Origin of the sequence: Herbaspirillum sp. UBA812 (genome assembly GCF_002296545.1) — a bacterium.
GTDB classification, from domain to species: Bacteria; Pseudomonadota; Gammaproteobacteria; order Burkholderiales; family Burkholderiaceae_D; genus Herbaspirillum; species Herbaspirillum huttiense.
In genome coordinates this window covers 1-3157 of record NZ_DBIC01000181.1, presented here as the reverse complement: position 1 = coordinate 3157, position 3157 = coordinate 1, and the positions used below count along the sequence as shown (strand labels likewise).

The window sequence follows — 3157 nt, the reverse complement described above, 5'->3', positions numbered from 1 at the left end:
CTTGGCGGTGGAGTAGTTGGTCTGGCCGAACTGCCCCTTCTGGCCGTTGACCGAGGAGATGTTGATGATGCGACCGAAACCACGCTCGCACATGCCCTCGATGACCTGCTTGGTCACGTTGAACAGCGAGTTCAGGTTGGTGTCGATGACAGCGTCCCAGTCACCCTTGCTCATCTTGCGGAACTGGCCGTCGCGGGTGATGCCGGCGTTGTTGACCAGCACGTCCACTTCGCCGATCTCGGCGCGCACCTTCTCGAAGGCGGCCTTGGTGGACTCCCAGTCCGAGACGTTGCCTTCGGATGCGTGGATGTCATAGCCGTGGGCGCGCATGGTCGCCAGCCAGGTGTCCTTGCGGGCGGAATTGGGGCCGCAGCCGGCCACCACGGTGTAGCCGTCCTTGCACAGACGGGTGCAGATGGCGGTTCCGATGCCGCCCATGCCGCCGGTCACATATGCGATACGCTTGCTCATTATGTTGCCTCCTATAGGGATGGTGATTTATTGGGGTAAGCCCTGCCCCCCTCTTTCGCGTCTGCTGTGCGCCGCATTGGTGGAAGTCCTCCGTACGAAGAACGCTCCTCTGTCTTGTCAGGCCCTGCTGCGCCGCGGATGCGCTGCCGGCCGTCTCTCTCTGTCGGCGAGCCCGTTCGGGTCATCGCCCTCTTTTCATCAATGCCGCCGGCTTCTGTGGACCTTCCTGGCCGGCTGGCAGATTCACGTCAGCCCACCAGCTGGTCAGCCTTGGCCTTCACATAGCGGCCCGGTGCCGGTTCGATGGCCTTGTAGCGCGTCGAACCCGGCGCCTTGGGTGCGGCCACCTTGCGCCCGCCCTGCTTGGCCAGGAACGCCGCCCACTCGCCCCACCAGCTGCCGGGATGCTCGGTCGCGCCGGCCATCCAGGCATCGGCATCGCTGCCGGCCTTGGCCTTGTCGTTGACCCAGTAATTGCGCTTGTTCTTGGACGCCGGATTGATGACCCCGGCAATGTGGCCCGAGGCGCCCAACACGAAGCGGTTGTTGCTGCGCTTGCCGGCATTGATCAGGTCCAGCGAGGCGTAGGCCGATTTCCAGGGCACGATGTGGTCATCGCGCGAGGCGTAGATGAAGGCCGGCGCGCTGATCTTGCGCAGGTCGATCTTCTCGCCGCCCACCGTCAGGCGGCCCGGCTCCTTGAGCGCATTTTCCAGGTACATGTGCCGCAGGTAGTAGCAGAACATCGGACCCGGCAGGTTGGTGCTGTCTGCATTCCAGTACAGCAGGTCGAAGGCACTGGGCTTCTCACCCTTCAGGTAATTCGATTCGACGTAGTTCCACAGCAGGTCGTTGGGACGCAGGCTGGAGAAGGCGCTGGCGAAATCGCGACCGGCCATCAGGCCGCGCTTGCCAATCATCTGCTCGCGAAGGGCCAGCTGCATGTCGTCGATGTAGACATCGATGGCACCGGTATCGGAGAAATCGAGGAAGGTCGTCAGCAATGTCAGGCTGGCGACCGGATCTTCACCACGCGCAGCCAGCAGCGCCAGCGCGCAGGACAGGATGGTGCCGCCGACGCAGAAGCCGAGGGCATTGATCTGCGGCTGCTTGCTGATTTCCTGGACGATGTGGATGGCGCGCACCACGGCGTCGTCCACGTAGTTTTCCCAGGTGGCGGTCTCGACGGCGGCATCGGCATTGCGCCAGGAAATCAGGAACACCGTGTGACCTTGCTCTACCGTATAGCGCACCAGCGAATTCTGCGGCTGCAGGTCGAGGATGTAGAACTTGTTGATGCAGGGCGGGACGATCAGCAGCGGTACCGCGTGCACGGTCTTGGTCAGCGGCGCGTATTGGATCAACTGGAACAGTTCGTTCTCGAAGATCACCGAACCGGCGCTGGCCCCGACGTCGCGACCCACTTCGAAGGCGGTCTCATCGGTCTGCGAGATATGGCCCTTCTGCAGGTCGGCCAGCAACTGGGCGATGCCTTGCGTCAGGCTCTCGCCGCGCGTTTCCAGGATCTTCTGCTGGGCCACCGGGTTGGTGGCGAGGAAGTTCGCAGGCGACATCGCATCGATCATCTGCTGCACCGCAAAACGCAGTTTGTGACGCACCTTCTCGGTGCCCTTGACCGCATCGGCGAGCGCCAGCAGGAAGCGCGAATTCAATTGATAGGCAGCCGCCTGGAACGCGAAGTAAGGATGTTCCTGCCAGGCCGGCGCGGAAAGACGGCGATCAGTGATGGCGGGCGGCTTCGCAGCCAGCACGGATTGCCACAGCTCGCCGAATTCGCGGGTGTAGTCCTGCTGCAAGCGGACCAGATCGGCGGGATCGAGCGTCGCGCCGTGCTCGCCGAGCTGCTTGAGCAGAACCGTTGGATCGATCTGTCCCGCACCGGGTGGCATGGCGCCGCCGGGGAAGCCCGGCATCTGCGGCATCCCCGCCATCGCGGGCATGGGCGGCAAATGCGACTTGAATTGCTCGAACTGGGATTGGAATTGGGACTGCAGCGAGGTCCAGAACTTCGGATCGGACATCTGTGCCAGCCACGCGGATACATCGGGAGAAGGTTGCTGCGGATTCTGCTTGTTCATGCTCGGATCTGCAATTTTCGCGTATCGTTACGGTTTGTCTCGACGCGCATTTCACCATGGTCATCGTCGCTATCGCATGGCTCTACATCGTCTTCATGATGTCGATCACCGAACAGTCGGCGGTCGCTGGCGTCGCCACTTTCCTGCTGTACGGGATAATTCCCCTGACCATCGTTTTATACCTGATGGGTACGCCGCAACGCAAGCGGAATCGTCAAAAGATGAAGAAATTGACAGCCGAGCGCAAGGAAGAAATCAAAGATGACAGTTCCGTTAAACGCGAGTCTGTCATCAAGGACGAGGCTCCGCGCGATCCCGCTGCATGACCCGACGCGCATCCAGGGGCTCTTCCAAAAACTTAGAAAACGGGATCATCGCGCACCATCATCGTGAGTCGGCAGCCCGCACAGCGCGCCGGTTTGCGCACTGCATCATGCCGGGGGAGCGTTCAGCAAAACTCAGCAAAACGTCCACCATCCCCTCAGTGCCGGGCCACCCGCCGCAGGGCAATCTGGCGATAGCGGGGTTTCAGTACGGCAAGCATGTCGCGCAAGACGGCCGATCCGCGCCAGGGGGGCGAGACATAG

The 3157-nt window shown here is 62.0% G+C and carries 3 protein-coding genes; 1 reads left to right on the top strand and 2 read right to left on the bottom strand.

Annotated elements, in window-relative coordinates; translation table 11 throughout:
- Both B3873_RS12140 and B3873_RS12135 read right to left on the bottom strand, forming a co-directional pair.
- Positions 1 to 471, bottom strand: a 471-nt coding sequence (locus B3873_RS12140; protein ID WP_286866326.1) for an SDR family NAD(P)-dependent oxidoreductase, incomplete at its 3' end; no start/stop codon positions are given.
- 248 nt (positions 472 to 719) lie between these two features.
- Positions 720 to 2570, bottom strand: coding sequence for a PHA/PHB synthase family protein (locus B3873_RS12135; protein ID WP_039785289.1), 1851 nt, complete (start codon positions 2568 to 2570; stop codon positions 720 to 722).
- A gap of 56 nt (positions 2571 to 2626) precedes the next feature.
- Here B3873_RS12135 and B3873_RS12130 point away from each other — a divergent pair, with 56 nt between their 5' ends.
- Positions 2627 to 2896 carry a hypothetical protein gene (locus B3873_RS12130; RefSeq protein ID WP_286866323.1) on the top strand — a complete coding sequence of 90 codons (270 nt, stop codon included), beginning with the start codon at positions 2627 to 2629 and terminating at the stop codon, positions 2894 to 2896.
- The last annotated feature ends 261 nt before the right edge of the window (positions 2897 to 3157 follow it).